This is a genomic window from Rugamonas fusca, assembly GCF_014042365.1.
GTDB lineage: Bacteria > Pseudomonadota > Gammaproteobacteria > Burkholderiales > Burkholderiaceae_D > Rugamonas > Rugamonas fusca.
Genome location: NZ_JACEZS010000031.1, coordinates 25,330 through 48,844, shown reverse-complemented (window position 1 = coordinate 48,844; position 23,515 = coordinate 25,330). Strand labels below are relative to the sequence as shown.

General features: G+C 66.8%; 20 protein-coding genes. 12 read left to right on the top strand and 8 right to left on the bottom strand.

Annotated elements, in window-relative coordinates:
• Positions 1 to 15: 15 nt before the first annotated feature.
• From H3H36_RS24105 to H3H36_RS24095, 3 genes are all read right to left on the bottom strand, one after another.
• A complete protein-coding gene (locus H3H36_RS24105; protein ID WP_182220599.1) occupies positions 16 to 1,272 on the bottom strand; it encodes an IscS subfamily cysteine desulfurase in 1,257 nt (418 codons plus the stop codon).
• A gap of 53 nt (positions 1,273 to 1,325) precedes the next feature.
• The gene (gene iscR / locus H3H36_RS24100) at positions 1,326 to 1,802 is read right to left on the bottom strand and encodes a Fe-S cluster assembly transcriptional regulator IscR (protein WP_182220598.1); all 477 of its coding nucleotides are present in this window, start codon (positions 1,800 to 1,802) and stop codon (positions 1,326 to 1,328) included.
• A 104-nt stretch (positions 1,803 to 1,906) separates the two neighbouring features.
• The gene (locus H3H36_RS24095) at positions 1,907 to 2,692 is read right to left on the bottom strand and encodes a uracil-DNA glycosylase family protein (RefSeq protein WP_182220597.1); all 786 of its coding nucleotides are present in this window, start codon (positions 2,690 to 2,692) and stop codon (positions 1,907 to 1,909) included.
• A 164-nt stretch (positions 2,693 to 2,856) separates the two neighbouring features.
• Between H3H36_RS24095 and H3H36_RS24090 the strand changes: the two genes are divergently transcribed.
• From H3H36_RS24090 to H3H36_RS24055, 8 genes are all read left to right on the top strand, one after another.
• Complete coding sequence (locus H3H36_RS24090; protein WP_182220596.1) at positions 2,857 to 4,074, top strand: efflux RND transporter periplasmic adaptor subunit; 1,218 nt, start codon at positions 2,857 to 2,859, stop codon at positions 4,072 to 4,074.
• Between the two features lie 3 nt (positions 4,075 to 4,077).
• A complete protein-coding gene (locus H3H36_RS24085; protein WP_182220595.1) occupies positions 4,078 to 4,764 on the top strand; it encodes an ABC transporter ATP-binding protein in 687 nt (228 codons plus the stop codon).
• Positions 4,765 to 4,767: 3 nt separating this feature from the next.
• Positions 4,768 to 5,937: an ABC transporter permease gene (locus H3H36_RS24080; protein ID WP_182220594.1), complete on the top strand. Its 1,170-nt coding sequence runs from the start codon at positions 4,768 to 4,770 to the stop codon at positions 5,935 to 5,937.
• 4 nt (positions 5,938 to 5,941) lie between these two features.
• Complete coding sequence (locus tag H3H36_RS24075; RefSeq protein WP_182220593.1) at positions 5,942 to 7,108, top strand: ABC transporter permease; 1,167 nt, start codon at positions 5,942 to 5,944, stop codon at positions 7,106 to 7,108.
• Positions 7,109 to 7,278: 170 nt separating this feature from the next.
• Positions 7,279 to 9,054, top strand: a complete 1,776-nt coding sequence (locus tag H3H36_RS24070; protein WP_182220592.1) for an IucA/IucC family protein — start codon at positions 7,279 to 7,281, stop codon at positions 9,052 to 9,054.
• Complete coding sequence (locus H3H36_RS24065; RefSeq protein ID WP_229220080.1) at positions 9,051 to 10,262, top strand: MFS transporter; 1,212 nt, start codon at positions 9,051 to 9,053, stop codon at positions 10,260 to 10,262. Before H3H36_RS24070 ends, H3H36_RS24065 begins: the two co-directional genes overlap by 4 nt.
• On the top strand, positions 10,259 to 12,124 hold the full coding sequence (locus H3H36_RS24060) for an IucA/IucC family protein (protein WP_182220591.1): 1,866 nt from the start codon (positions 10,259 to 10,261) through the stop codon (positions 12,122 to 12,124). The genes H3H36_RS24065 and H3H36_RS24060 overlap by 4 nt, the downstream gene beginning before the upstream one ends.
• A 22-nt stretch (positions 12,125 to 12,146) precedes the next feature.
• Positions 12,147 to 14,207 (top strand): TonB-dependent receptor, encoded by a 2,061-nt coding sequence (locus tag H3H36_RS24055; protein ID WP_182220590.1) that lies wholly within the window; start codon positions 12,147 to 12,149, stop codon positions 14,205 to 14,207.
• Positions 14,208 to 14,238: 31 nt separating this feature from the next.
• Here the strand turns inward: H3H36_RS24055 and maiA are convergent, their stop codons facing one another.
• From maiA to H3H36_RS24035, 4 genes are read right to left on the bottom strand one after another with little or no spacing between them, the layout of a single operon-like run.
• The gene (maiA, locus tag H3H36_RS24050; protein ID WP_182220589.1) at positions 14,239 to 14,883 is read right to left on the bottom strand and encodes a maleylacetoacetate isomerase; all 645 of its coding nucleotides are present in this window, start codon (positions 14,881 to 14,883) and stop codon (positions 14,239 to 14,241) included.
• 28 nt (positions 14,884 to 14,911) lie between these two features.
• Positions 14,912 to 16,264: an MFS transporter gene (locus H3H36_RS24045; RefSeq protein ID WP_182220588.1), complete on the bottom strand. Its 1,353-nt coding sequence runs from the start codon at positions 16,262 to 16,264 to the stop codon at positions 14,912 to 14,914.
• A 57-nt stretch (positions 16,265 to 16,321) separates the two neighbouring features.
• The gene (locus tag H3H36_RS24040; RefSeq protein ID WP_182220587.1) at positions 16,322 to 17,344 is read right to left on the bottom strand and encodes a fumarylacetoacetate hydrolase family protein; all 1,023 of its coding nucleotides are present in this window, start codon (positions 17,342 to 17,344) and stop codon (positions 16,322 to 16,324) included.
• Positions 17,341 to 17,883 carry a VOC family protein gene (locus H3H36_RS24035; RefSeq protein ID WP_182220586.1) on the bottom strand — a complete coding sequence of 181 codons (543 nt, stop codon included), beginning with the start codon at positions 17,881 to 17,883 and terminating at the stop codon, positions 17,341 to 17,343. The genes H3H36_RS24040 and H3H36_RS24035 overlap by 4 nt, the downstream gene beginning before the upstream one ends.
• Before the next feature lie 94 nt (positions 17,884 to 17,977).
• Between H3H36_RS24035 and H3H36_RS24030 the strand changes: the two genes are divergently transcribed.
• The 4 genes from H3H36_RS24030 to H3H36_RS27595 all read left to right on the top strand — a co-directional run bounded on the left by H3H36_RS24030 (position 17,978) and on the right by H3H36_RS27595 (position 22,261).
• Positions 17,978 to 18,892, top strand: coding sequence for a LysR family transcriptional regulator (locus tag H3H36_RS24030; protein ID WP_182220585.1), 915 nt, complete (start codon positions 17,978 to 17,980; stop codon positions 18,890 to 18,892).
• Positions 18,893 to 19,041: 149 nt separating this feature from the next.
• A complete protein-coding gene (locus H3H36_RS24025) occupies positions 19,042 to 19,638 on the top strand; it encodes an NAD(P)H-dependent oxidoreductase (RefSeq protein WP_182220584.1) in 597 nt (198 codons plus the stop codon).
• Between the two features lie 115 nt (positions 19,639 to 19,753).
• Positions 19,754 to 20,329, top strand: a complete 576-nt coding sequence (locus tag H3H36_RS24020; RefSeq protein WP_182220583.1) for a gamma-glutamylcyclotransferase — start codon at positions 19,754 to 19,756, stop codon at positions 20,327 to 20,329.
• Between the two features lie 174 nt (positions 20,330 to 20,503).
• Positions 20,504 to 22,261: a methyl-accepting chemotaxis protein gene (locus tag H3H36_RS27595; RefSeq protein ID WP_311196686.1), complete on the top strand. Its 1,758-nt coding sequence runs from the start codon at positions 20,504 to 20,506 to the stop codon at positions 22,259 to 22,261.
• Between the two features lie 36 nt (positions 22,262 to 22,297).
• Here the strand turns inward: H3H36_RS27595 and H3H36_RS24010 are convergent, their stop codons facing one another.
• Positions 22,298 to 23,455 (bottom strand): PA0069 family radical SAM protein, encoded by a 1,158-nt coding sequence (locus tag H3H36_RS24010; RefSeq protein ID WP_229220079.1) that lies wholly within the window; start codon positions 23,453 to 23,455, stop codon positions 22,298 to 22,300.
• Positions 23,456 to 23,515 lie beyond the last annotated feature (60 nt).

Genomic DNA, 23,515 nt, shown 5'->3' with positions numbered 1-23,515 from the left:
TTCGTGCGTGCCTGATTAGTGGGCCGCCCACTGGATCGAATTGATGTCGATGCCTTCCTTGAACATGTCCCACAGCGGCGACAGTTCGCGCAGTTTGCCGACCTTGGACTTCATCAGGTCGACGGCGAAGTCGATGTCGGCCTCGGTGGTGAAGCGTCCGATGGTGAAGCGGATCGAGCTGTGCGCCAGTTCGTCGCTGCGGCCCAGCGCGCGCAGCACGTAGGACGGCTCCAGGCTGGCCGAGGTGCAGGCCGAACCGGACGACACGGCCAGGTCCTTGACGGCCATGATCAGCGATTCGCCTTCCACGTAGTTGAAGCTCACGTTCAGGTTGTGCGGCACGCGGTGCGCCATGTCGCCGTTGACGTAGGTTTCTTCGATTTCCTGCAGGCCGGCGGCCAGGCGGTCGCGCAGCGCCTTGATGCGCACGATCTCCTCGTCCATTTCCAGCTTGGCCAGGCGGAACGCTTCGCCCATGCCCACGATCTGGTGGGTCGGCAGCGTGCCCGAACGCAGGCCGCGCTCATGGCCGCCGCCGTGCATCTGCGCTTCCAGGCGCACGCGCGGCTTGCGGCACACGTACAGCGCGCCCACGCCTTTCGGGCCGTAGGTCTTGTGGGCCGTGAAGGTCATCAGGTCGACCTTGGATTTCTGCAGGTCGATGGCCACCTTGCCCGTCGCTTGGGCGGCGTCGCAGTGGAAGATGATGCCTTTCGAGCGGCACAGGGCGCCGATTTCGTCGATCGGCTGGATCACGCCGATCTCGTTATTGACCAGCATGACGGACACCAGGATGGTGTCGGGGCGGATGGCCGCCGTCAGCTGTTCGATGGAGATCAGGCCGTTGTCCTGCGGGTCCAGGTAGGTCGCCTCGAAGCCCTGGCGTTCCAGTTCGCGCACCGTGTCGAGCACCGATTTGTGCTCGGTCTTGACGGTGATGATGTGCTTGCCCTTGGTCTTGTAGAACTGCGCCGCGCCCTTCAGGGCCAGGTTGTTGCTTTCGGTAGCGCCCGAGGTCCAGATGATTTCGCGCGGATCGGCATTGACCAGCGCTGCCACGTGGCCGCGCGCCTCTTCCACCGCCTTTTCCGCCGTCCAGCCGTACATGTGGCTGCGCGAGGCGGGATTACCGAACTGCTCGCGCAGATACGGAATCATCTGGTCGGCGACGCGCGGATCAACCGGCGTGGTGGCCGAGTAGTCCATGTAGATCGGGAAGTGCGGGGCGGTATGGAACTGGACCTGCGCGACGTTTTTTTCAGGGGCATTCATCTAGTTACTCCAAAGCGTGACAACTTATTTTCAGGCTAACCGCGGCGCGGTCATCAGCCCATCGCGGCGTGGTTGCGGTGCAGCACGACCACGTTCTGTTCGGCGTTCTTCTGTTTCTGCTGGTCGACCAGGTCCTGCAGCGACACGGAATCGAGGTAATCGACCATCTTCTCGTTGAGCGTGGCCCACAGCTCGTGGGTCATGCAACGGGCGCCACTGGCCGCATCGGCGCCGTGGCAGTTTTCCTTGCCGCCGCACTGGGTGGCGTCCAGCGGCTCGTCGACGGCGATGATGATGTCGGCCACCGTCACCTTGTCGGCCCGGCGCGCCAGGCTGTAGCCGCCGCCGGGACCGCGGATAGACTCGACGATCTCATGCCGGCGCAGCTTGCCGAACAGCTGCTCCAGGTAGGACAGCGAGATGGCTTGCCGCTGGCTGATGCCCGACAACGTGACGGGGCCCTTGCCCTGGCGCATAGCCAAATCGATCATCGCAGTCACGGCAAAACGGCCTTTGGTGGTCAGACGCATCACTACCTCGGTTCAACTCGGTTAAAATATCGCTCCTCAACTCATCAAATAAGCCTGATTAGTTGATCGATTTAGTCAAGTATATCAAACTTTGCGTAAGTTTGTCAGGACCGGCTTTGGCCGGCCGCCAGCAGCCGCATCGGGCCGAACAGGCCATGCATGTCGGTGTTGACGATGAAACTCAGGTTGTAGGGATGCTCGCAGCATACTTGCGGGAAACTTTTCATCACCGGCAACTTATTCAGCTGTTCAGCGATCTTTCCCCACAGTATGACCACCGGCGCCGGCTGCACCAGTCGGGCCAGTTCCGCCATCACCGTCTCGAAGAACGGCAGCCATGCCTTGGCATCGCGGGCCGGGGCCACGTGGGATCGGAACACCAGGGCCGCGTTAAGCAGCAGAAATCCTTGAGTAGTCAACTTTTCCTGCATCTGGGCCAGGGTCTGGATATGGCCGCCCTGGCGGGCCCGCTCGGCCACGGCTGCCAGTGCCGGCCCGCCCGTGTTGTCGGGCGCCAGCTGGCCGTCGGCCACCAGCAGCATCTTCATGAAATTGCGCAGCGAGGTGGCCTTGTTGACGGGCTTGGACAAGCCGCCTCCCGCCTCGTCCGACCACAGGCTGCCGACGGCGCCGTCCATGAAGCACACCCCGGTCGCGCTCTCGGCGCGCGGATAGGGCCCCTCGCCCACCAGCACGTAGCGCACCCGATCCAGCGGCAGCGCGAACGCGGCGAACAGGCGCTGCTCCGTCGGCAGGTAATCGTCCAGGGCCAGCGCCGGCAGATAGGCCGGATCGGCCGCCAGCATCGCCTCCAGTCCCTTGCGCAAAACAGGGCGCCAGGAAGCATGGGCGCGCGTGAGCGCATCGGCGATGGGGGCGGGGATGGTCATGGCGCTGCGAGCTCAGAGGGGAAAGGCGAGATTGTAACGCGGGGCGCTTACGGCTGTCTTGCGCCCGCGTGGGCTGCCGCGCTTGCGCGGGCGGCGACAATATAGCAAGATTGTTATGTTGTTTTGCGCCAGTCTCACCATCCCTTCCACCGCTGAGGTAAACCGTGGCAAACCCAGACATCTCCAAGCTCAAGATCGAACGCGGCCCGCAGGCGCAGATAGCGGGCGCGCACCCGCGGCGGCGCTGGCTGCACTGGGTGGTCGTTGGCGTGGTGGCGCTGGGTGCCGTTGCCGTCGTGTCGCGCCAGCTGGGCGGCGCGGCCAGCGTGGAGACGGTCACCGTGGCACTGGCCTACCCGTCCCAGAACTACACGCTGCTCAACGCCACCGGCTACGTAGTGGCGCAGCGCAAGGCGGCCCTGTCGTCCAAGGCCACGGGACGGCTGGAATGGCTGGGCGTACTCGAAGGCAGCCATGTGAAAAAGGATGAAGTGGTGGCGCGCCTGGAGAACCGCGACGTGAGCGCCGCGCTGGGCCAGGCCAGGGCCAACGTGCAACTGGCCCAGGCCAACCTGGCGCAGGGCCAGGCCGAGCTGCAGGACGCGCAGGCCGCCTTCAGGCGCAGCGCCGAGCTGCTGCAACAGAAATTCATCGCGGCCGCTACCTACGACGCGGCCCAGGCCCGGCTGAACAAGGCGCGCGCCAACATCGCCGGCTACCAGGCCGCCATCGCCGCCGCAAAAGCCGGTGCGCAGTCGGCCCAGGTGGCGCTGGACCAGACCCTGATCCGCGCCCCGTTCGATGGCGTGATCCTGACCAAGAGCGCCAACGTGGGCGACAACATCACCCCGTTCTCGTCGGCCGCCGACAGCAAGGGCGCCGTGGTCACCATCGCCGACATGGATACGCTGGAGGTGGAGGCCGACGTGTCCGAATCGAACATCAGCAAGATCCGCGTCGACCAGCCGGCCGAGATCCAGCTCGACGCCTTCCCCGAGCTACGGCTGGAAGGCACCGTGTCGCGCATGGTGCCCACGCTGGACCGCAGCAAGGCCACGCTGCTGGTCAAGGTGCGCTTCGCCGCGCCCGACAGCCGGGTGCTGCCCGACATGAGCGCCAAGGTGGCCTTCCTGTCCAAGCCCGTGCCGGCGGCCGAGCGCGCGCCCGTGGTGGCCGTGCAGCCGGGCGCCATCACTACCCGCGACGGCAAATCCGTGGCCTTCGTGGCCGACGCCGGCAAGGTGCACCAGGTGCCCGTGACGGCCGGCGCCAAGGTGGGCGAACTGGTGGCCGTGCAGGGCGTCAAGCCGGGCAACAAGCTGGTGCTCAACCCGGCCGCCGGCCTGCGCGACGGCCAGGCCATCGCCCTGGCGAAGAAGTAAGCCATGCAGCCCATCGTCCAGATCGAACACCTGGTCAAGTCCTACCGGCGCGGCGGCCAGGTGGTGCCGGTGCTGACCGACATCAGCCTGACCATCCAGGCCGGCGACTTCACGGCCCTGATGGGGCCATCGGGCTCCGGCAAGAGCACCCTCCTCAACCTGATCGCCGGCATCGATAAGCCGGACAGCGGCCTGCTGCGCGTGGACGGCCTCGATATCGCCCGCATGGGCGAAAGCGCGCTGGCGCAATGGCGCGCCACCCACGTCGGCTTCATCTTCCAGTTCTACAACCTGATGCCGGTGCTCACCGCGTTCGAAAACGTGGAACTGCCGCTGCTGCTCACGCCCCTGTCGCGGCGCGAACGGCGCGAGCGGGTGGAACTGACGCTGGCCATGGTCAACCTGGCCGACCGCATGGACCACACGCCCAACGAACTGTCGGGCGGCCAGCAGCAGCGGGTGGCCATCGCGCGCGCCATCGTCACCGACCCGGCCCTGATCGTGGCCGACGAACCGACCGGGGACCTGGACCGCAACTCGGCCGCCGAAGTGCTGGCCCTGCTGCAACGGCTGAACCGGGAGCTGGGCAAGACCATCATCATGGTCACGCACGACGCCAACGCGGCGGCGGCCGCGCGCAGCCTGGTGCACCTGGAAAAAGGCGAACTGCTGGCCCAGGGAGCGGCCTGACGCATGGTCGCGCCGCTCTACACGCTGCGCCTGATCGCCAAGAACGCCTTGCGCCACAAGCTGCGCACGACGCTCACGGTGCTCGGCCTGGTGGTGGCCACGTTGTCATTCGGCCTGCTGCAAACGGTGATCGACGCCTGGTACGCGGGCGCGGAAGGCGCCGCCAACACCACCCTCGTCACCCGCAACAAGACTTCGCTCGTGTTCCCGCTGCCGCTGTCGTACCAGGCCCGCATCCGCGGCGTGGAAGGCGTGAAGGCCGTCGGCTACGCCAACTGGTTTGGCGGCATTTATCAGGACCCCAAGAACTTCTTCGCCCAGTTCGCCGTCTCCGGCCAGAGTTACCTCGACATCTATCCCGACTACCTGCTGCCCGCGGACCAGCGCGCCGCCTTCCTGCGCGACCGCAAGGGCGCCATCGTGGGCCGCAAGCTGGCCGACCAGTATGGCTTCAAGGTGGGCGACATCATCCCCATCAAGGGCACCATCTATCCGGGCCAGTGGGAGTTCGTGGTGCGCGGCATCTACGACGGCCGCCAGAGCAACACCAACACCTCCACCATGTTCTTCCACTGGGATTACGTCAACGAGACGATGAAGAAGATCACGCCGCGCCGCGCCAACCAGATCGGCGTGTACGTGGTGCAGATCGGCCAGCCGGAAAACGCGGCCGCCATCTCGGCCGCCATTGACAGCCAGTTCCGCAACTCGCTGGCCGAGACGCTGACGGAAACAGAAAAGGCGTTTCAGCTCGGCTTCGTGTCGATGTCGGAGGCCATCGTGGTGGGGATCCGCGTGGTGTCGTACGTGGTGATCCTGATCATCATGGCCGTGATGGCCAACACCATGGCCATGAGCGCGCGCGAACGGCTCGGTGAATATGCCACGCTCAAGGCGCTCGGCTTCGGCCCCGGCTTCCTGGCGCTGATGATCTTTGGCGAATCGCTGCTGCTGGCCCTGTGCGGCGCGGGACTGGGCATCGTGCTGCTGTTCCCGGTGGCGGCCGGCTTTGCGGCCAAGATGGGCACCATGTTCCCCGTGTTCGACGTGTCGGCGCAAACCGTGCTGCAGCAGGTGCTGGCCGCGCTGGCCATCGGCGTGGTGGCCGGCATCGCGCCCACGCTGCGGGCCAGCCGCGTCAACATCGTCGAAGGTTTGCGCAGCATAGGATAGGCCCATGAAGATCCCGCTCTCCTACATCGCCCGCAACCTGTGGATGCGCCGCCTGACCACCGGCCTGACGGCGGCCGGCCTGGCGCTGGTGGTGTTCGTGTTCGCCACCGTGCTGATGCTCGACGAAGGCTTGCGCAGCACGCTCGTGACCACCGGCGAATACGACAACGTGGTGGTGATCCGGCGCGCCGCCGACACGGAAATCCAGAGCGGCATCGAGCGCGCCCAGGCCAACATCGTCGCCACCCACCCCGCCATCGCGCGCGGACCGGACGGCCAGGCCATGCTGTCGAAGGAAACCGTGGTGCTCATCTCGCTCAACAAGCGCGACACGGACAAGCCGTCCAACGTCATCATCCGTGGCGTGGACTTGCGCGGCTTGCAGTTGCGGCCCCAGGTACGGCTGACGAGCGGGCGCATGTTCCGCCCCGGCGCCTCCGAGATCATCGCCGGCGCCAGCATCGCGCGCCGGTTCGCTGGCGCCGGCATCGGCGAGAAGCTGCGCTTTGGCCAGCGCGAATGGACCGTGGTGGGCCTGTTCGACGCCGGCAACAGTGGCTTCGATTCCGAGGTATGGGGCGACGCCGACCAGTTGCTGCAAGCGTTCCGCCGCAACGCCTGGTCGGCCATGGTGCTGCGCCTGGCCAGCACGGACAGCTTCGAGCGATTCAAGAAGGACATCGAGAGCGACCCGCGCCTGACGCTGGAGGCCAAGCGCGAACAGGTGTTCTATGCCGACCAGTCGAAGGCACTGTCGACCTTCATCAACATCCTGGGCATGACGCTGTCGGTGATCTTCTCGATCGGCGCCATGATAGGCGCCACCATCACCATGTATGCCTCGGTGGCCAACCGGGTGGGCGAGATCGGCACCTTGCGCGCGCTGGGCTTCCGGCGCCGCAGCATCCTGGCCGCCTTCCTGACGGAGGCCATGCTGCTGTCGCTGGTGGGCGGCGTGGCCGGGCTGGCGCTGGCCTCGTTGATGCAGTTCATGTCCTTCTCCACCGCTAATTTCCAGACCTTCTCGGAGCTGGCGTTCGGCTTCAAGCTGAGCGCGGCCATCGTGCTCAAGACGCTGGTATTCGCCCTCATCATGGGCTTCATCGGCGGCTTCCTGCCGGCCGTGCGGGCAGCCCGCCTGCGCATCGTGGAAGCGTTGCGCGCCGCCTAAGCGGGGGCGTGGCGCCCGCCTCCCCACCCTATTTTTGGTCGCGTCGCCGGATTTGCTGGTTTAAACTTAAATGCGAATCATTCTCATTTGTATTGACATTCGCATTGGCGTGCATTAAGGTGGTGACATATCAATCAAATAATCTTTCTTCTTAGGAAAGAGTCGCCCCCATGCCCCATCCACTTACCTTCCTGCCGTACTACCCATCGGCGCGCCAACGCACACTGCGCCAGTTCATCGAAGCATTCTGGAACGAAGGCTGCCTGACAGGCGCCATCACACAGCGGCGCGGCCAGCCCGCCCTGCTGCGGCTGGAGGGACTAAGCGAGGATGGCCAACCGCGCGGCTACACCATCGCCATCGCCGGCCATAGCGGCTTTGAGCGCCTGCGCCTGTGCGGTCCCGTGCACGCTGAGGACCAGCCTTCCGTGGAGCCGGACATCGCTACCGTCGCCAGCGACCTGCTGCGCCACCTCGGTCCGCCGACAGCGGCCACGCACCAGTTCGTGGCCGAACTGCGCCACACAGCGCTCAACCATGCGTGGTCAATGACGGCCCCGCCCCAAGCCACACTGGAGGCGCCCTATCCGTGGCAGGAAGCGCAACTGGGCGACGGCCACCTGTACCATCCCTGCTTCCGCTCGCGCATGGGCTTCTCGCTGGACGATCACCTGCGCTACGGCCCGGAGTTCGCGCGGCCGTTCACGCTGGTGTGGCTGGCCATCGCGCGCCACGCCAGCGAAACCCACACCCTGCCCGGCATCGACTACGAACAGTTCCTGGCCAGCCAGCTGGGCGAGGCCGAATACCACTGGCTACAGGAGCGCGTGGCGCAGCAAGGGCATGCGCCGGACAACTATCGGCTGCTGCCCGTCCACCCGTGGCAGTGGGAACACCGCGTGCGCCAGCACTATGCGGACTGGCTGGCCGACGGCACGCTGCTGTACCTGGGCCAGGGACAAGGCCAATGGCTGGCGCAGCAATCGATACGCTCGCTCAGCAGCCTCGATGGCGGGCAGCGCTGCGACATCAAGCTGCCGCTGGCCATCGCCAACAGCTCGGCCGACCGCATCCTGTCCGACCACCACGTGCACAACGCGCCCCGCATCTCGCGCTGGCTGGCGGGCATCTGCCGCGACGATCCCTATTTGGCCGATGGCCCCCGGCTTGCGCTGCTGACCGAACCGGCCGGCATCACGGTCGCACATGGGCGCCAGCTGCCCGGCGCCTACGGCATGCTGGGCGCCATCTGGCGCACGGCGCCGGGGTCGCTGCTGGCGCCGGGCGAACAACTGTTCCCCATGACAGCCCTGACCACGCGCGCGCCCGAAGGCGGCCTGACCATCGCCCCCTGGCTCGCGCAGCATGGCACCGAACGCTGGGTTCACGCCCTGCTGGCCGCCATGGTCCCGCCCCTGCTGCACCTGATGATGGCGCACGGCGTGCTGCTCGAATGCCATGCGCAGAACACGCTGCTGATCCTGCGCGACGGCCTGCCCTGCCGGATCGCCGTGCGCGACCTGCCGGGCGGCCTGCACTACCTGCCCGCCGCCGGCGCGGCCGCGCAACAGGCCGGGTTGCGCGCGGCCCCCGCGTATCGCGACGCGCTTAACGCCAGCGCCGGATTCGTATTCAACGCGGAGACGGAAGCGCGCGGCTATCTGCTGGAGGTCATGTTCTTCATCAACCTGGGCGAGTTGGCGTGGCGGCTGGAGCGCCAGCACGGATATGCCGAAGTGCGCTTCTGGCACGCGGCCGCCTGCGCCGTGCTCGACTACCAGGAGCAATTCCCGGCCATGGCGGAACGCCAGCGCCAGTTCGACCTGCTCGGCCCCACGCTGCGCATCGAATGCCTGGCCACGCGCCGCCTGCTGGGCGGCAGCACGCAGCGCCTGCGCACCGTGCGCAATCCCCTGTTCGACGCACTGGCCGGAGCGGCGCCATGACCACGATGACCATGCGGCCAGCCCCCATGTTCACCCGGCCCGTGCTGGCCACCGTGGGCGGCCACTTCAGCGCCGCCTTCGCCGCCCTGTGCATGCCGCCGTTCTATGCCCACATCCTGCAGGCCAGCTTCGCGCGGCAGGCGCCGTCGCTGGTGCTGGCCGGCTGGTACTTCACGCTGCCCACGCTGGCCGCGGCCATCGCCAGCCCGGTGTGGGGCTGGCTGGCCGACCGCATCGGCCGGCGCGCCCTGCTCATGCGTGCCCACGCGGGCCTGTGCCTGGGCTTCATCGTCACCGGCCTGGCCCGCACGCCGCTGGAATTCGCGCTCGGCCTGACGGTGCAGGGGCTGTTGGGCGGCACCTTTTCCGCCTCCAACGCCTACCTGGCCGACCTGCTGCCGGCCTCGCGCCTGGCCGCCGTGCTGGGAGTGATGCAGGCATCGGCGCGGACCGCCTTGTTCGCCGGGCCGGCGCTGGTCGGCCTGCTCGAAGGCCATGTCGACCTGCTGCACCTGTTCCTCTATTTGGCGCTGCTGCCCGGCGCCGCATGTGCCGTACTGTGGCTGCTGCCCGAGCAGGCAGCTCGCGCGAGCGCCGCGCAGGCGCACAGCAACGCGCTTGCCGCCGATGGCGCCCGAACAGGTGCTGTGGCGCCACACAGCGCGGCCGGCATCAGCGCCACCACGCTGTACTGGCTGCAGGCGCTGTTCACGATCGGCACCGCGCTGAGCTATCCCTACTTCGTCACCGACCTGGCAGAGCGCCTGCACCTGGGCGCCGCCACGGCCGGCATGCTATTCGGCCTGCCGCACGCCGTGTTCCTGCTGCTGGCCTGGCCGCTGGGGCGCCGCCTGCACTTCGCCAACGCGGCCGCCAGCCTGGCCGGCTACACCGCCCTCACCTGCGCCGGCCTGCTGCTGCAACTGCTGGCCGATGGCCTGGCGTGGCTGGTGACGGGACGCCTGTTGATGGGCGCCGGCATGACCGGCGCCTGCCTGGCCATCAATGCCCTGGCCGCCGCCACGGTCCGCAACGACCGGGCCGGACGCCATTTCGGCCAGCTCGAAGCGGCCAACAAATGGGGCGGTGTGGCCGCCGGCCTGTTGGCCAGCCTGCTGGTCGCCGAACTGGGCTACGCAGCCCCCATGTGGCTGGGCTGCGCCCTGCTTGCCTCGCTGTTCATCTCACTGAAATGGAAACGGTCATGAACTCTCCCTTGTCGCACACGCATTTGCAACCGCCCATGCCATCAGCATCGGCCAGCCGAGCGCCGCGCTTCGCGGAACTGCAGCACTGCCGCCTGCTGATCAACTGCTACGCCCGCGAAGTGGCGATGCAGGAACACACGCTGGCCGTGCTGCCCGTCTATCAATTGGCCGGCGCCGTGCCGCAACTGGCCGGCCACCACGGGCAGGTGCTCGACATCACCCTGCCGCGCGTGGACAGCCGCTTGCGCGTGGGCGTACTGCACGTTTCGGCCACCGCCAATTTCGACTACACCACGCCGGTCTACCTGCGTTCGGGCCGCGATGGATGGCGCGAAGCGGACTGGCGCGACCTGTCACGCCTGTTGATCGAGGACCTGTCGCGCCGCGCCGGCACGCCGTTCAACGATGAACTGCTGCAGCAGATCGGCGACAGCATCGCCACCATGCAGGATGTGCTGGACCAGCAGCCGGCAACCACCGCGCCGCGCCAGCCGGGCAACCGCAACGCGCTGCACGCCTACATCGACAGCGAACAAAGCCTGCTGACGGGCCACCCGTTCCACCCCGCCCCCAAGAGCCGGGCCGACTGGTCGCCGGCCGAGCAGCGCCATTACTCGCCCGAGCACAAGGCCAGCATGGCGCTGCATTACTTCCAGATTCCGCGTTCCTGGCTGGTCTGCGACAACGTGGACGGCGAAGCGGCGACGGCCTTGCTGGCCCGGTTGACGGGCCACGCGCTGACAGCGGAACCGGGCGGCGTCATCGTGCCGCTGCATCCCTGGCAAGCGGGCTGGATGCGGCGCCAGCCGCGCATCGCCAGCGCCATGCGCCATGGCGAAGTGCGCGACCTGGGCCCACGCGGCCTGCCGTTCCATCCCACAGCCTCGATCCGCACCCTGCTGGCCGAGGATGCGCGCCACTTCCTCAAGCTGTCGCTCAATATGCGCATCACCAACTGCATCCGCAACAACGCGCGCCATGAACTGCGCAGCGCGCTGACAGGCACCCGCCTGTACCGTGGCCTGCGCGACGGCATGCGCCAGCGCTTCCCCGGCTTCCACGTGCTGGAGGAACGTGCCTTCGTCACGGTCGCCTTTCCCGGCGAGGACGGCGCCGACAAGGAGCTGGCCGACGGCTTTGGCGTGCTGGCGCGCGAAGGCATGGCGGACTTGCTGGCGCAAGGTGTGCGCCCCGTCGTCTGTGCCGCCCTGTTCGGCAACGGCACGTACGGGCGCGCGCGCGTGGCCGCCGTGATCGAGCGCTATGCCCAATATCACGGCTACACGCGCGAGCGGGCAGCGCGGCTATGGTTCGCCCGTTACGCCGAGACGGCCGTCCATCCCATCCTGTACCTGCTGTTCGAGCACGGCATCGCGTTCGAACCGCACATGCAAAACACGCTGGTGGGCCTGGACGCCGATGGCGCGCCGACCCACGTCATCCTGCGCGACCTGGAACTGACCCGGCTGGCCCCGCAGGCGCAACCGCTGGCCCGCGCGCTGGCGCTGGACGCGGCCACGCTGTCCGAACTGTGCTGCGGCGACGAGCGGGCCTGGACCCGCATCGGCTACTGCCTGTTCGTCAACAACCTGTGCGAAGTGATCGCCACCATCGCCAACGGCGACGCACAACTCGGCCTGGGCTTGTGGAGCGTGCTGCGCCACACGCTGCAGGACTACCTGGCGCGCTATCCGCATCCCAGCGCCAGCCGCCGCATCCACGGCCTGCTGGCCGGCGAACCGCTGCCGGCCAAGGGCAACCTGCTGACCCGTTTCCTGCGCCAGGCCGACCGCCAGGCCAGCTACCTGCCGCTGTACCACCCGCTGGCCGTCGTCAACGGCGCGCCGGCCGCATCGATTTGATCCACCCTGACTTCACGACCTTATGCACCCAACCTCTCCCCAGCCCAAGACCCTGCCGCTGCTGCTGGCCGGCCTGTTCCTCCTGTCCGGCGCCACGCGCGCCGACGACCTGCCCGACATGGCGCAAGTGACCATCAGTGGCAGCGGCGGCGCCGCCTCCAGCGGCGGCGCTACCAAGACCTACAGCAGCATGCTCGACACGCCGCAGGCGGTCACCGTCGTCAGCCGCGACAGCCTGCGCAACCGCGCCGCCCTCACCAGCAAGGACGCGCTCGAGTACGTGAGCAGCGTGGTGGCCGGCCAGGGAGAAGGCCGGCGCGACGAGTTTTACATCCGTGGCTTCTACGCGCTGCGCGACACCCTGCTCGACGGCCTGCGCGACGATAACCTGTACTTCCGCGACCTAGCCACGGTGGACCAGATCGAAGTGATCAAGGGCGCGGCCGCCGCCCTGTACGGACGCGGTTCGGCGGGCGGCGTGATCAACCGGGTAAGCAAGAAGCCGCGCGCCAGCCAGGACACGGAGCTGACGGCCACCCTCGGCGCCGACCGCGAACGGCGCGTGAGCGTGGATGCCGGCGGCGCGCTCGGCGCCGGCGCCAACGGCCGCGTGATCGCCGTCATCGACAACGGTGACAGCTACCGCGACGTGGTGCATCACACCCGCAAGCTGCTGGCGCCGTCCATCCAGTTCGCGCTGGCGCCGGAAACATCACTGCTGTTGCAGGCGGAAGTGCAGCGCGAGGACCACACGCCAGACCGTGGCGTGCCGTCGCTGCAAGGCCGGCCACTGGCCGTGGCGCCTTCCACCTACTACGGTGAGGCTTACGACTACACCCGCACCGACAGCGACCTGGCCAGAGCCAAGCTGGAACACCGCGTCAACGACCAGCTCACGCTGGACAACACGCTGCAATACAGCCGCACCGGCCTGGAAGGCGTCAACACCCGCAACCGCCGCGTCAACGCCAACGGCACCCTGTCGCGCCAGATCACGTACTTCCCGCAATGGCAGCGCAACCTGGTCAACCAGACGGAATTGATGTACACAGGCGATGGCCAGACCGTGCTGGCCGGGCTGGAATTGTCCGAACAGCGGCGCGACATACGCACGGCACAAACGGGTATCGCCTATCCCATCGACCTGTACGCGCCGCAGCCAAGGCTGCCGATGCCGCAGTTATCCAGTTTTCCCGTGTCGCTGGACAGCGCTTTCGTCGCGCGCACCCAGGCCCTGTACTTGCAGGACCAGATCGACTTGGGCACGCAATGGAAGGCGCTGGTGGGCACGCGCTTCGACCGCTTCCAGCAACAGCAGACCAACCGGCTGAAGAACAACGAACGCAGCGAGCGCACCGACAACGTGGCCTCGCCACGGGTGGGATTGGTGTTCCAGCCCGATGACAACCAGTCGTGGTACATGAACGTGAGCCGGTCGCTCCAACCCGGCGGCGGCGACCTTCTCTACACGGGCAACACGCCGCTGGCCCAGGTCCGCCCATTGCAGACGGACTTGCAGGAGGTTGGCTACAAGCGTGACTGGCTGGCGCGCCGGCTGTACGCCACCGTGGCGTTATTCCGCATCGAACAGCGCAACCAGCTCACCATGGACCCGAACGATCCGGCCGGCCTGCGCCAGCTCCAGGTGGGCAAGCAGCGCAATCGAGGTGTGGAACTGGAACTGCAAGGGGCGCTGTGGCAAGGCGCGCGCGTGAACGCGGCCTATACCTACAACGACGCGCGCATCGTGGCGTCGAACGACGTCCCAGCCGGCAACCGGGCCGAGATGACGCCACGCCACCGCGCCAGCCTGTGGCTGGATCAGGCCATCGACGCCACGTGGAGCGCGGGCCTGGGCGTGCTGGCGAGCAGCAGCCAGTTCGCGCTGTCGGACAACACGGTGCGCCTGCCCGGCTACGCGCGCGTGGATGCCATGCTGGCCTGGCACCAGCCCCGCTACGACGTGCGCGTGAAGCTCAACAACGTGGGCAAGGCGCGCTACTACGAGTCGGCCATCAACAACGTGCAGATCCAGCCGGGCGCGCCGCGCAATGCCAGCGTCACCCTCAGCACCCGGTTCTGACACCGCCCGCTGCGACAGCCGGCGCCGGGCATCACTCGGCGTCGGGCTGTTGCGACGGATGGGCGGCCGCGAACGCGGGCAGTTCCATGCAGTTGGCGTGGATACGCATGATGGTCGGGTATGGCGCCAGGTCCAGCTCGAAGCGCTGGGCGTTGAACACTTGCGGCGCCAGGCAGCAGTCGGCCATCGTGGGCGTATCGCCATGGCAGAAGCGCCCCGTCTGCGGCTCGTTCGCCAGGTGCGCTTCCAGCATGGCCATGCCCTCGCCCAGCCAGTGCTTGTACCACTGGGTCTTCACTTCCTCCGACAAGCCCAGCGGCCCTTTCAGGTACTTGAGCACGCGCAGGTTGGTGAGCGGGTGGGTGTCGCAGGCCACCGTCAGCGCCAGCGCGCGCACGCGGGCGCGGCCCAGCGCGCCCACGGGCAGCAGCGGCACGGCCGGATGCAGCTCGTCCAGGTATTCCATGATGGCCAGCGACTGGTGCACGATGGCGCCGTCGTCCTCCAGCGCCGGGATCAGGGCGCTGGGGTTGATGTCGCGGTATGCCGGCGCCAGCTGCTCGCCGCCATGCCGCAGTAAATGAACGGGAATGGCCTCGTAAGCCAGTCCTTTCAAGTTCAACGCAATCCGCACGCGGTAAGCGGCGGAACTGCGGAAGTAGGTGTACAGCTTCATTGCTCGTCTCTTTCAAAAAAACTGGCGTTTAGTGACCAGCGGCCGCCATGCCCTCGGTCGCAGCCCCCTGCACGGCGAGCGGGCGCTCCATCAGCCACAACATGATGGCCGACAGCAGGGCCGGCACGGCCGCGATAGCAAAGATGGTGCTGTTGGGCCAGTTCATGCGGATCAGCTCACCGCCCAGCACCGGCCCGACGATGGAGCCGATGCGGCCCACGCCCAGGCTCCAGCCTATGCCGGTGGCGCGCAAGGTGGTCGGGTAGTAGCTGCCGGCCAGCGCGTTGACGGCTGGCTGGCCGCCGACGATGCAAAAACCGGCCACCAGGATGCTGGCGAACAGGAACAGCAGCGACGCTTCCGGCCGGCCGATCAGCACGATGGCCACGGCCGCCACCAGGAAGCTGGGAATGAGCACGCGGCGGAAGCCGGAACGGTCGATCATCTGGCCCATGACCAGCGTGCCGATGGTGCCGCCGATGGGCAGCACGGTCCCGGCCAGCACGGCCATGCTGGTTGACAGCCCGGCATCCTTGATGATGGTGGGCAGCCAGTTGGACAGGAAGTACAGGTTCAGCAGATTGAGGAAGTTGACCAGCCAAAGCAGCGTCGTGGTCCAGGCCCGGCCCGCTCGGAACAGCGCCAGCACGGAGCCGCCCTTCTGCGGCGCTTCCTGCACCAGGTAACGGCTGCCGGCGCCGGCCACCACGGTGGGATCGATGGCGCGCAGCCATTGCGCCACCTGTTCCGTGCGCCCGCCGCGCAGCACCAGGAACTGCATGGATTCGGGCAGCAGCGGCAGCATCAGCAGGCCGATGACCAGCGGCGCCAGACCGCCGACGTAGAACACGGCGCGCCAGCCATACGCCGGGATCAGCGCAGCCGACACCAGCCCGCCGACCACGGCGCCCACGGTGAAGCCGCACGACACCAGCATCATCAGCGTTACGCGCCGGCGTGCCGGGCTGTATTCGCCAGCCAGCGCCATCACGTTGGGCATGATGGCGCCCAGGCCCAGTCCCGTGATGAAGCGCAGCACCTGCAACTGCTCCAGTGAGGAAGCCCACGGCGTGGCCAGCATGCATACGGAGAAGAACAGCGTGGCGCCGATCAGCACGGGACGGCGGCCAATCTTATCGGCCAGCACGCTGAACGCCAGCGAGCCGACCAGCATGCCCAGCAAACCGGCGCCGAACACCGGCCCCAGGCTGGCCTTGGTCACATGCCATTCCTGGATGATGGCCGGGGCCACGTAGCCCATGGCCTGCACGTCGAAGCCATCCATCAGGATGCACAAGCCGCACAAGAGCAATACGCGAAGCTGGAACCCGCCGACCTTGTTGCGGTCGATGAGGGCCGGAATATCGATCGGATTTTCCATGCTGTCTCCTTGATGTTTTATGCGTTCATGCGCCGGGTTGGGCACCCGGCGCCGCCATCAACCGCGTTCGCGGTAGTGGGTGACGGTCTGCTCGATGGCGCCGAAGATGCTGGCGCCGTGCGCGTCGCGCATCTCAATGCGCACGCTGTCGCCAAACTTCAGGAAGCCCGTCTGCGGCTTGCCGCTCTCGATGGTTTCGTACATGCGCACTTCGGCCAGGCAGCAGTAACCCACGCCGCCGTTTGCTATGCTCGAACCGTGCAGGCTGCCCTGCTTGTTGGACACCGTGCCCGAGCCGATGATGGTGCCGGCCGCCAGTTCGCGCGTGGCGGCGGCGTGCGCCACCAGTTGGGCGAAGTTGAAGGTCATGTCCTCGCCCGCATTGGGACGACCGAACGGACGGTGGTTCAGTTCCACCAGCAGCGGCAGGTGCAGCTTGGTGTCGGCCCAGTGCGCGCCCAGTTCGTCGGGCGTGACGGCCACCGGCGAGAACGCGCTGGCGGCCTTGGACTGGAAGAAGCCGAAGCCCTTGGCCAGCTCGTTCGGAATCAGGTTGCGCAGCGAGACGTCGTTGACCAGCATGACAAGGCGGATCGCCCTGGCCGCATCCTCCGCGCTGGCGCCCATGCGCACGTCACCCGTGATGACGGCCACTTCCGCTTCCAGGTCGATGCCCCAGTCTTCGGTCAGCGCGTAGATCGGATCGTGCGGGCCGATGAAGCTGTCCGAACCGCCCTGGTACATCAGCGGATCGGTATAGAACGAGGCCGGCACTTCCGCGTTGCGGGCCTTGCGCACCAGTTCCACGTGGTTGATGTAGGCCGAGCCGTCGGCCCACTGGTAGGCGCGCGGCAGCGGCGAATGGCATTGCAGCTGGTCGAACGGCTGGGCGTCGGCGACGGCGCCGGTGTTGAGCGCGGCGTAGGTCTGCTCCAGGCGCGGTGCGATGGCGTCCCAGTTGTCGAGCGCATATTGCAAGGTGGCGGCGATCTGCGGCACGGTCACGCAACGCGACAGGTCACGGCTGACGATAACCAGGGCGCCATCACGGCTGCCGTTCTTCAGGGTGGCGAGCTTCATTGCTGGCCCTCCGCTGGCGTTTCGTGCATCCAGGCGGCGTGGCGCGGGGCCTTGCGGGTTTTCGACCACTCCTCCAGCATTTCCCATTTGACGTCATCAAGCTTCTTGTACATCTCCGGCGTGCCCGTGTTGGCCGCCAGTTCCAGCCGGTGGCCGTTGGGGTCGAAGAAGTAGATCGACTTGAAGATGGTGTGGTTGACGGGGCCCAGCACGTCGATGCCGGCGGCCACCAGGCGCTCCTTGGCGGCCAGCAGTTCGTCCATGCTCTCCACTTCCAGCGCCAGGTGCTGCACCCAGGCCGGGGTGTTGCGGTCGCGGTCCATCGGCGCCTGGGTCGGCAGTTCGAAGAAGGCCAGCACGTTGCCGTGACCGGCGTCCAGGAACACGTGCATGTACGGGTCCGGCGCCTTGGTCGATGGCACTTCGTTCTCGGCGATGGCCAGCACGAAGTCCATGTTGAGATGTTTGACATACCATTCGACGGTCTGCTTGGCGTCGATGCAGCGGTAGGCCACGTGGTGGATTTGCTTGATCTTCATCTGTGTCTCCGGTTGATTCCTCATGGAGAGCATTAGAATCCAGATTCAGATATCATACAAACGGTATTTTCTTCATTATTTATCAGAATTTCTTATGAATCCCAGCCTGCGACAGATGCGCGCCCTGGTGGCCGTGGCCAAGACCGGCAGCTTCACGCTGGCCGCCGAATACCTGCACGTGACCCAGTCTGCCCTGAGCGGCCAGATCAAGGAGCTGGAGCAGGTGCTCGGTGTAACGGTGGTCGAGCGCACCACGCGCCGGGCCCAGTTGTCGGAGCTGGGCCGCGAGCTGTATCCGCTGTTCGACAAGATGTTGCAGGATCTCGATGGCGCCATGGCCGACATCGCCAACCGCAAGGCGCTCAAGAAGGGCATGGTGCGCGTGGCGGCGCCGCAGATGATGTCGTGCACGCTGCTGCCGGAAGTGATCGCCGCCTACCAGGCCACCCAGCCGGCGATCCAGGTGCGGCTGGTGGACTGCCCGCTGGAGCAGGTGACGGCCCGCGTGTTCAGCGGCGAAGTCGATTTCGGCATCGGCCCCGAGCGCGATCCCACCGCCGAGATCGACGCGGTGCAGTTGCTGGAAATGCCGTTCGTGCTGGTCTACCCGCCCGGCCACCCGCTCGAACAGCGCGCGCGCGTCACGTGGGCCGACGTGGCCGACTATCCGTTCATCTCGCTGCAGGGCCAGTTCACGGAACGGCTGTTGCGCGACATGCATGCCTCGTTCCGCGACATTTCGCTCAGCCCCTACAACGAAGTCACGTTCATGACGACGGCGCTGGCCATGGTGGCGGCACGCCTCGGCATCACGGTCTGCCTGCCCTACGCGGCCCAGATGGTCAAACTGTACGGCCTGCAGATGCGCCAGCTGTACGAGCCGGAGCTGACGCGGCGCTTTTTTGTCTACACCAAGAGCGCGCGCGCCCTGTCGCCGGCGGCCGACAGCTTCGCCACTTTCCTGCACCAGTTCGTGGCCGGCCACGAGTGGAACGTCACGCTGGACTGACGGGCGCCGGCCGTCCCGGCCAGCCGGGCAGCGCCAGCCGGCGCAAGCCGACATTGCAACAAAGTATATGCTTTTTACCTATTGGCAACATAATTGCCGCAAGGATATACTGCCCGACGCTCTTTAAGCCTGATGAACAAAACAAACAAATGAACATCCTCCATATCGATACCTGCGCCCTGGGCGACATCACCGGCTCGCGCCAGTCCACGGCCGCGGTCGTCGCCGCGCAGTGTCCGGACGGCACGGCGCGGGTCGTGTATCGCGACCTGGCCGCCGCGCCCCTGTCGCACATCAGCGGCCCCCTGCTGCAAGTGCTGCGCCAGCACTGGGACGACGCGATCCCGTGCAATGCCGAAGTGCGCGCCGAAGCTACCCTCAGCCAATCGCTGCTGCGCGAATTCCTCGACGCCGACCTGGTCGTGCTGGCCGCGCCGCTGTATAACTTTTCCATCCCGTCCGTCCTCAAGGCCTGGCTGGACCGTGTCCTGCACCTGGCGCAGGCGCTGGACACCGCCGAGCTCAAAACAGCCCTGCACGGCAAACGGCTCTTGGTGATCACCTCCTGCTGCAGCCCGGCCGAACAAGCGGAACAACAACGGATGATGGACGAGCACGAACAACACCTGGCCCGCGTGTTCCGCCACATCGGCATCGCCCAGCCCGAGTTCCTGCGCAGCGCGACGGACGATAACGGCAATCTGCTCATGCCCGACACCTTGCCCATGCCCACGCTGGCGCCGTGACGCTGGCAACGTGAGCCGCATCGCGCGCGTTGCCTGACACAAACGCAGCGTCCGCCTATAATGCGCAGGTGCCGGCCCGGCGCGGCCGGCTTGTCACCTGAACCACTTTCGCACCATGACTGCCAATACCATCGCCGTGAACGAAAAGATGGACAAGTTCAACGGCTGCCACAGCGTCTGGCTGTTCGGCTACGGCTCGCTGATCTACAAGGCCGACTTCCCCTACCTGGAGCGCCGTCCGGCCAGCATCACGGACTGGACGCGCCGCTTCTGGCAAGGCTCGCACGACCATCGCGGCACGCCGGAAGCGCCGGGCCGCGTGGTGACCCTGATCCGCGAAGCGGGCGCCATCTGCCACGGCATGGCTTACCTGATCACGCCCGACGTGTTCGGCCACCTCGACCACCGCGAGAAGAACGGCTACCTGCGCCTGGCCATCCCCATCCTCTTCGACGACGGCCGCAGCGAGGACGGCTTGGTCTACATTGCCACGGAAGACAACACGGCCTTTCTCGGCGCGGCCTCCGAGCAGGAAATCGCGCGCCACATCGCCCGCTCGTCCGGCCCCAGCGGCCCCAACAGCGACTACCTGAACCACCTGGCCGCCGCCTTGCGCGAACTGGGCCAGCACGACCAGCATGTGTTCGCCATCGAACGCCACCTGGCCGAACTGAACGCCAAGCCCTTCTGAGCGGGCGGCCAGTCGCGGCCGCCCAACAGCCAGCGCTACCAGACCCTGCGTCGACACTGCGCCATATCAATTCGGTTCCACAGCCTCCCTTCAGTTGTCAAAAAATGTACATATCATGTTCCCTGACGGCATGTTGCCGAACGGATAGACCACATTACGGCAAGGGGAATGAGCATGGATTTTCGCAACGGAAGCGTGGCCACGCGGCTGGCGGCGGGCTTTGGCCTGATCATCATGGTGGGTATGGCGGTGGCCGGCTACGGCCACGCGCAGCTGGGCAATGTCGGCACCGAAATGCACCTGCTGGTCAATGACCGCATGGTCAAGTACGACCAGCTCAATGAAGTGCAGGACAACGTCAACCTGGTGGCGCGCGCCGTGCGCAATGTCGTGCTGCTGTCGGACCGCAACGCCATGCAGGAGGAAGTAAGCAGGATCAATGGCGCCCGTGACGCCATCGGCGCCACCTTGCACAAGCTTGGCGGTGACAGTGCGCCCGACCAGGGCAAGCTGCTGTTGCAGCGCGTGGTCGATGCGCGCGTGCCGTACCTGAAAACACTCGACAAGGCCATTGCGCTGGGCCTGGACAACCGTAACGACGAAGCCAGGGACACGCTGCTCAACGAGGTCCGGCCCTTGCAGAGCACCTTCTTCAAGGCGCTGGACGAGATGATGAACTACCAGCGCGAGAGCATGCGACTCAGCGCGGCAGACACCCAGTCCACGGTCAGCCGCGCCGGCACGGCCATGTTGCTGGCCACCGTGCTGGGCGCCATACTGGGCGCACTGGCCGCCTATCGCATCACGCGCGCGCTGACGCGCGAACTGGGTGGCGAACCGGCCTACGCGGCCAATGTGGCCCGTGAAATCGCGGCCGGCAACCTGGCCGTCGAGGTACACCGGCGCCCCGGCGACCAGCACAGCCTGCTGGCGGCCATGGCCGCCATGCGCGACAGCCTCGCCAAGCTGGTCAGCAGTGTACGCCACAGTTCCGACAGCGTGGCCACGGCCAGCGCGGAGATCGCGCAGGGCAATATGGACTTGTCGGGCCGCACCGAGGCCCAGGCCAGCGCGCTGGAAGAAACGGCGGCGTCGATGGAGCAACTGTCCTCCACCGTGGCGCAAAACGCCGACAGCGCCCGCCAGGCCAGCGAGCTGGCCGTCAACGCCAGCACGGTCGCGCGCGAGGGCGGCGAAGTAGTCGGCCAGGTGATCCAGACCATGAAGGACATCGACGACGCCAGCCACAAGATCAGCGACATCATCGCCGTGATTGACGGCATCGCGTTCCAGACCAACATCCTGGCCTTGAACGCTGCCGTGGAGGCGGCCCGCGCCGGCGAACAGGGCCGGGGCTTCGCCGTGGTGGCGACGGAAGTGCGGGCGCTGGCCGGCCGCAGCGCGGAAGCGGCGCGGGAAATCAAGGCCCTCATCGGCGACAGCGTGGCGCGGGTCGAACATGGCGCGGTGCTGGTGGATAAGGCGGGCCGGACGATGGACGCGGTGGTCGAGGCCATCGCCCACGTGACCGGGATCGTCGCCGAGATCAGCGCGGCCAGCCGCGAGCAGGCCACCGGCGTATCCCAGGTGACGGAAGCGGTCACGCAGATGGACGAGGCGACCCAGCAGAACGCGGCCCTGGTGGAACAGATGGCGGCCGCCGCCGCCAGCATGCGCAGCGAGGCCCAGGAACTGGTGCAGGCCGTGGCCACCTTCCAGCTCGAACATGGCCTGGCTGGCGACGCACGCGCAAACGCCACCACGCACGCCCCGGCCGGCCCGATCGGGCGCGACGCCAGGGCCACACGGCATGACGTCATCCCTTTGTCGTCGGCCAAACCCCGCGCGCAACAACAAGCAGCGGCCGGCAGCGACAGCGCCACGCCAGCATCGCGCGCCAAATCCGGCACGGACGAATGGGAGCCGTTCTAGCGTGATGCTCATGGCGTGTCCCTGCTCCGTGGACCGTCAGCCGAACAGATCCAGTTGCCCTGCGCCGTCCCCCCTGGCCCGCGCACCCAGCGGGGGAATCACGAGCGGGCGACGGAACTGACTCGCGTCGAGTTGCTGGAAACGGCCGCTGTGGCCGGACAAGCCCAAGCGTGCGGCGGCGATCTGGAAACGCTGCCGTATCAGTTCCGCCCACACGCCCTCGCCTTTCATGCGCGTGGAGAAATCGCCGTCATAATCTTTGCCGCCGCGCATTTCCCGCACCCGGTTCATCACGCGCTGGGCCCGCTCAGGAAAGTGCGCCTGCAGCCATTGCTGGAACAGGGGATTGACTTCCCACGGCAGGCGCAGCACGACGTAATGGGCGGACGAGGCGCCCGCCTCGCGCACGGCTTCCAGCAAGCGCTCGATCTCCGGTTCCGTGATGAACGGGATGATGGGCGAAATGCTCACCCCCACCGGGATGCCGGCCTCGGCCAGCGTGCGGATGGTGCGCAGCCGGCGCGCGGGCGCGGCCGCGCGCGGCTCCAGCGAGCGCGCGATGGCCGGGTCCAGCGTGGTGATGGTGACGGCCACGGCCGCCTGCTGCCGGGCCGCCATCGGGGCCAGGATGTCGATATCGCGTTCGATCAGGGCCGACTTGGTGATCAGGCCGACCGGATGTTCGCACTCTTGCAGCACTTCCAGCACGCGGCGCGTGATGCGCAGCTCGCGCTCGCAAGGCTGGTAGGCATCCGTGTTGACGCCCAGCGCGATCGACTCGGGTACGTAGGAAGCCTTGGCCAGTTCGCGCCGCAACAACTCGGGCGCGTTGACCTTGGCGAATAGCTTGCTCTCGAAATCCAGCCCCGGCGACAGGCCCTGGTAGCTGTGCGTGGGCCGCGCATAGCAATAGATACAGCCATGTTCGCAGCCCCGATACGGATTGAGCGACACGTTGAACGGAATATCGGGAGAGGCGTTGCGGCTCAGGATGCTGCGGGCCTGCTCATGCGTCACCTGCGTCTTCCAGCCACGGGTCTGCTCTTCCTCATGCTCCCAGCCATCGTCGAACGCCTCGCGCGCATCGCGCTCGAAACGTCCCTGTAGATTGCTGATGGCGCCGCGCCCCTTGGTGGCCTGCAACGGCCGGGGCGGCAGCATGGTTTGCTCGAACTGTTCTTCCCCGTCAGACATGGCGCACCTGGCTAATACTGTATATTTAAACAGTATTCTAGGCACATGCGACGGCAATGG